The following is a 5,866-nucleotide window of genomic DNA, read 5'->3' as shown; positions in this document are numbered from 1 at the left end:
TACTGCTGGATCAGGATCGCGTCGAACGCGTTGATCTCGCCGTCGTTGTTCACGTCGCCGAGCTGGCCGGCGGTGAGCGTGGCGTCCTCGAAGTCGACGAAGACCTCGTAGCCGGCCACGTCGTCAGCCGAGGTGTTCATCGTTACCGTGTCGGTCTGACCCGGTGCGAAGAGGAACTCGCCGTCACCGAAGCCGACCGCGTCCTCGGCGGGCGGGTCGTCGTCCTCGTCACCGAACGTGTGTTCGATCGCGAACTCGGTGTCGAGCTCGGCGTCCTCGTCGACCGCGACGTCGAGCGTGACGCCGTCGGCATTGAGTCCACCGAGGTCGATCGGCTCGCCGAACGGCAGCTCGTCGCCGTCGAGCGAGACGGTCACGTCTTCGGGGTCAGTCGTCGACTCCTCGGTGATCTCGAGCGTCAACGTCTCGACGTTGCGGACGTCGACGACGATCTCGAACTCGTCACCGGGCGTGACGAACTGTGGCTGGTCCTGTACCAGCTCCACGCTGGTTGCGGGTTCGAGCGCGAAGTCGGTCTCCTCGCCGCCGCTGACCTCGACGGTCTGGGCGGCGAAGCCGAACTCGTCAGCCGTGATCTCGGCCGGGTCGCTCGTCACCGTCAGGGTGTACTCGCCGTCGTCGTCGGTCGAAGTGAGCGCACCCTCGGCGCTCTCGACGGTCGCACCGACGAGCGGCTCGCCCGTTTCGGCGTCGGTGACGGTGCCCTCGATCGTCTGGACCTCGTCGCCGGTTAGTGCCTGGGCGGCCGCGTGCACGTCGATGATACCGGTTCCGTACCGAATATCGCGGCTGTTGAGCTCGGCGAAGTCGTTCTCGGGTTTCTCCGCGGTCTCCGCGAGCGCGTTCTCGATCGCTTCGGGTTCGAGCTGTTCGTCGGTCACGGACTGGAGCAGCGCGACGGCTCCCGCGTAGTGCGGGGCGGCCATCGAGGTGCCGCTCGCGTAGGAGTACGTCGCCGCAGGGTCACCGATATCGCCGCCGAGCGGCCCAGCGCTGAGTACGTCCGCACCCGGCGCGCTCACGTCGGGTTGAACGTACTGTCGCGGGAACGTCTCGGGCAGCGAGTCGCCGCCGCCGACGAACTCGACGCTGCCGTCGTCGATCACGGCACCGCTGGAGAACGTGGCGATGTCGCCGGCTTCGGTGGACGCGCCGACCGCGACGGAATCGAAGTTGGTCGCGGGAGCGGTCACCGGACCGCCGATGTCGCCAGCGCCCTCGTTACCGGCCGAGACGACTGCGGCCGTGCCCGCCGCGTTTACGTCTTCGATCGTGTCGACGTATGCGGGCGCGAACGTGGAGCCGTCGCCCTCGGGGGCGAACCCGAGACTGTAACTCGCCACGTCCGCGTCTTCCTCGGCGGCCCACTCCATCGAGGCGATGATGTCCTCGGTGAACGCGCCGCCCTCGAAGACGTTCGCCTTCAGCAGATCGGCGTTGGGTGCGACGCCGAACCGCGGGACGTCGCCGACTGGCTCGGCCGCACCGGTCGCGGTGCCGGCGACGTGCTCACCGTGGGCGCCCGGCGAACCGAGCCCCTCGTTGATCTCGCCGTTGACGACGTTCACTTCCTCGGCGAACTCGAGGTCAGGATGGCCTTCCTCGGGGTTGCTGATCCCGTCGTCGCCGATGACGACGCTTGCGCCGTCACCCATCCCGTCGAACTCCTCGTCGAACTCGGGGACGTTGATCTGTTCAAGTCCGAAGGTGAAATCGCCGTCGAGGTCGGGTTCGGCGGCGTCCATCTGCGGGGCGGGCCGCTCGTACTCGAGGTTCGGCGAGACGCGGGCGACGCCGTCGATCGCCGCGATCTCCTCGACGTCGACGCGGTCGAGGTCGACCTCGGCGGAAACGACGTTACCGGCCCAGTACTCGCTTCGGACTTCGGCGTCGAACGCTTCGAGCGCCTCGATCACCGGAGCCTGCGTCGCCGCGGTGTCTTCCATGAGCGCCTTGGTTACGTTGGCGTCGGCCGCGCTCAGGCCCGCGACCGAGCCGAGCTCGCGCTCGACCGAGACCAAGACGACAGTGTCACCCGTCGCGTCACGGAGAGCCGGGTGGACATCGGTGTCGTCGGACTCGTGATGAGCGCGTAGTTCGCCCGATCTATCGGTGTCGGGGGTGTCAGTGTTCTCGTCTACGTCGAACTGTGCATCCGTCTGAATGTCGGAGGTATCGACATCGATCGCGTCGCCGGATGTCGCACCCATGGCTGCCGCCGCGCCGGCGGTCGGCGCGAGCATGGATACGACCATCACGGCCGCGAAAATGGTCGCAAAGATACGAGTCGTATTGTGTGTCATCGATTATGTCGCCTCCACCGACAGAGGGTGTCGATCCCCAAGGGAGACACACTCATGGTAATTCGGCGTTTACGATCGTTCCTGTCCCACGGAAACCACGGTAAAGAGTCGTTTCAGCGGGTTGAAACTCGGGACCCGATCCGGGAACGGCGAAACGGACGGATCCCGGCACGAACCGAAAAGAGGAACGAACCGACGAGAGGAGAGCGGATCGGCGCACCGGAGGGTCAGCAACGCCTCGTGGTTCCCATCCCTAACTCACACCCGAGTAATATTTATTCGAGGCCGTGTTCGTCGGAAGATTCATTGGACGCCTCGCGGTACCCCCGAGTAACGAATGGGAGTACTCTGGCTCGAGGAAGTCGATGCCGGCGACGTCGGGATCGTCGGCGGTAAGGGAGCGTCGTTGGGTGAACTCATCGGTGCGGGACTGCCGGTCCCGCCCGGATTCGTCGTCACGGCGGAGACGTACCGCTCGTTCATCGAGGAGGCCGAGATCGACGAGGCGCTGTTCGGTGCCGTCGATGTCGACCCGGAGGACTCGGGCGCGCTTCGCGAGGCCGAGGCGACGGCTCACGAACTGATCATCGAGACGCCGTTCCCCGAATCGGTCCGTGAGGAGATCCTGACGAGCTACCGTTCGATGGGCACCGAGGACGACGAGGCGTTCGTCGCCGTTCGGTCGTCGGCGACCGCCGAGGACCTACCGGACTCCTCGTTCGCTGGCCAGCAGGAGACGTTCCTCAACGTCCGGGAGGCGGACCTGCTCCGGCGGGTGAAGGAGTGCTGGGCCTCGCTTTTCACCCAGCGAGCGATCTACTACCGCCAGCAGCGCGGGTTCCCCCACGAGGAGGTCGACATCGCGGTCGTCGTCCAGCGGATGGTCGACGCCGAGAAATCGGGCGTGCTGTTCACGAGCCACCCCTCGACCGGCGACCCACAAGTGACCGTCGAGGCCGCCTGGGGGCTCGGGGAGGCCGTGGTGTCCGGGACCGTCTCGCCGGACAACTACGTGTACGACCGCGAGAGCCGCTCCGTCGAGAGCGTCACGGTCGCCGAGAAGAAAGTCGAGATGGTGAAAGACCCGGACACCGGTGAGACCGTCCAGCTCGACGTCGAGGACGACCGGCGAAGCGCCCGCGTGCTCTCGGACGCGGAGATCGAGGAGCTGGTGTCGCTCGGCGAGACGGTCGAGTCGCACTACGGGACGCCACAGGACGTCGAGTGGGCGATCTTCGAGGAGGAGATATACATGCTCCAGTCCCGCCCGATCACGACGATCCGCGAGGACGCGGACGCCGCGGCGACCGGGGGTAACGGCGGACCGGTCGCCGTCGACGCCGACACCGACACTCCCGGGAACGGAGACCAGGCCACCGGCGACGGCGGGGAAACCGACACCGAGAGAACGAACCGAACCGGGGACGCAGACGGCGGCGACGTTCTCGTCGACGGCCTCGGCGCGAGTCCGGGGATCGTGTCGGGTGCGGTGCGGATCGTCGACAAGCTCGACCACCTCGATCAGGTCGGCGAAGGCGACGTGCTCGTCACGGAGATGACGATGCCGGACATGGTGCCGGCGATGAAACGCGCCGCCGGGATCGTCACCGACGAGGGCGGAATGACGAGCCACGCGGCGATCATCTCCCGGGAGCTCGGCGTGCCCGCCGTCGTCGGGACGGGCAACGGGACCCGAGTGTTGCGCGACGGCGGCCGCGTCACCATCGACGGCGACAAGGGAACGGTGCGGGCCGGGGCGGACGAGGAGGCGGAGCCCGCCGAGGAGTTCGAACCGGTGGAGGCGGCGCGGCCGGAGACGCCGGTGAAACCGATGACCGCGACGGAGGTGAAGGTGAACGTCTCGATCCCGGAAGCGGCCGAGCGGGCGGCCGCGACCGGGGCCGACGGGGTCGGCCTGTTGCGGATCGAACACATGGTGCTCTCGCTCGGGAAGACGCCGGAGCGGTACATCGCGGACCACGGCGCGCGAGCGTACCAAGACGAGCTGATAGACGGGATCCGCGCGGTCGCCGACGAGTTCTATCCGCGGCCGGTTCGGGTGCGGACCATCGACGCGCCGACGGACGAGTTCCGCGAGCTGGAGGGCGGCGAGGGCGAGCCGGTCGAGCCCAACCCGATGCTCGGGTGGCGCGGCGTCCGTCGGAGCCTCGACAAGCCGGAGCCGTTCAAACAGGAGCTCGCGGCGTTCGGGCGGCTGATCGAGATGGGGTACGACAACGTCGAGGTGATGTTCCCGCTCGTGAACGACGCCGCGGACGTCGAGGGGGTGAAACGACACCTCCGGGAGGCCGGCATCGATCCCGAAAAACACACGTGGGGCGTGATGGTCGAGACGCCCGCGAGCGCGCTACTGATAGACGACCTCGCCGACGCCGGCATCGACTTCGCCTCCTTCGGCACCAACGACCTCACCCAGTACACGCTGGCGGTCGACCGCAACAACGGCCACGTGGCCGACCGCTTCGACGAGCTCCACCCGGCCGTGTTACAGCTGATCGGCGACACGGTCGAGCGGTGTCGCGAGCGCGGCGTCGACACCAGCATCTGCGGACAGGCGGGCTCGAAACCCGAGATGGTGGAGTTCCTCGTCGAGGAGGGAGTCTCCTCCATCTCGGCGAACATCGACGCCGTCCGCGACGTCCAACACGAGGTCAAGCGGGTCGAACAGCGACTCCTCCTCGACTCGGTGCGCTGAGACGGAGCGGAGGCCTCCTCGCGGCGGAGCGGAACCGGTAAACGGTCGCCGCGGCGAATGGGAGGCGAATGCAGTCGCCCGAGCCGCAGTCGTTCGACCGGGTGCTCTCCTCGATGTGTACGGAGCCGCATCCGGCCGCCCGCGAGGCCGCCGAACGCTTCCTCGCGACGAACCCCGGCGATCCCGCGACGTACGACACGGTCGCGGCCCTCGAGGAACGCGCCGTCGAGCTGCTCGCGACGGTGACGGACCACCCGACGCCGACCGAGGCGTCCGGATACGTCACGGGAGGTGGCACCGAGGCGAACCTCCAGGCGGTCCGGTCGGCGCGAAACCGTCACCCCGCCGCCGACGCCAACGTCGTCGCGCCCGAGAGCGCCCACTTCTCCGTCCACAAGGCCGCCGAGGTGCTCGACGTCGAGCTTCGGACCGTCCCGGTCGACGACGAGTACCGAGCGGACATCAACGCGGTCGCGGCCGCCGTCGACGACGCGACCGCGCTCGTGGTCGGCGTCGCGGGCACGACGGAGTACGGCCGGGTGGACCCGATCCCCGAGCTGGGGCGGATCGCCCACGACGCGGGGGCGTTCCTCCACGTCGACGCCGCGTGGGGCGGGTTCCTTCTGCCGTTCACCGACCACGACTGGTCGTTCGCGGACGCCCCCGTCGACACGCTGACGATCGACCCGCACAAGTGCGGCCGTGGGGTCGTTCCCGCAGGCGGGTTGATCGCGCGAGAGCCCGCCGCGCTGGACGCGCTCGCGGTCGAAACCCCCTACCTGGAGACCCGGTCGCAGGCGACGTTGAACGGCACGCGGAGCGGCGC

The 5,866-nt window shown here is 68.2% G+C and carries 3 protein-coding genes; 2 read left to right on the top strand and 1 reads right to left on the bottom strand.

The features are described 5' to 3' along the window. On the bottom strand, positions 1-2,276 hold a 2,276-nt coding region (locus tag ACFQEU_RS10315; protein WP_379781827.1), incomplete at its 3' end, for a S8 family serine peptidase. A 385-nt stretch (positions 2,277-2,661) separates the two neighbouring features. Here ACFQEU_RS10315 and ppsA point away from each other — a divergent pair. Beyond that, on the top strand, positions 2,662-5,040 hold the full coding sequence (ppsA, locus tag ACFQEU_RS10310) for a phosphoenolpyruvate synthase (RefSeq protein ID WP_379781824.1): 2,379 nt from the start codon (positions 2,662-2,664) through the stop codon (positions 5,038-5,040). Positions 5,041-5,108: 68 nt separating this feature from the next. Continuing rightward, the coding region (locus tag ACFQEU_RS10305; RefSeq protein WP_379781821.1) for an aminotransferase class V-fold PLP-dependent enzyme at positions 5,109-5,866 on the top strand (758 nt) is incomplete at its 3' end.

The organism is Halorubrum tibetense, assembly GCF_042661865.1.
Classification (GTDB): domain Archaea; phylum Halobacteriota; class Halobacteria; order Halobacteriales; family Haloferacaceae; genus Halorubrum; species Halorubrum tibetense.
Note: the sequence above shows the minus strand (reverse complement) of the source record. Positions and strands in the feature narration are given on the sequence as shown.

Coding starts and splice junctions, on each gene's coding strand:
- ppsA (WP_379781824.1), top strand. CDS start 2,662: ATGGGAGTACTCTGGCTCGAGGAAGTCGATGCCGGCGACGTCGGGATC.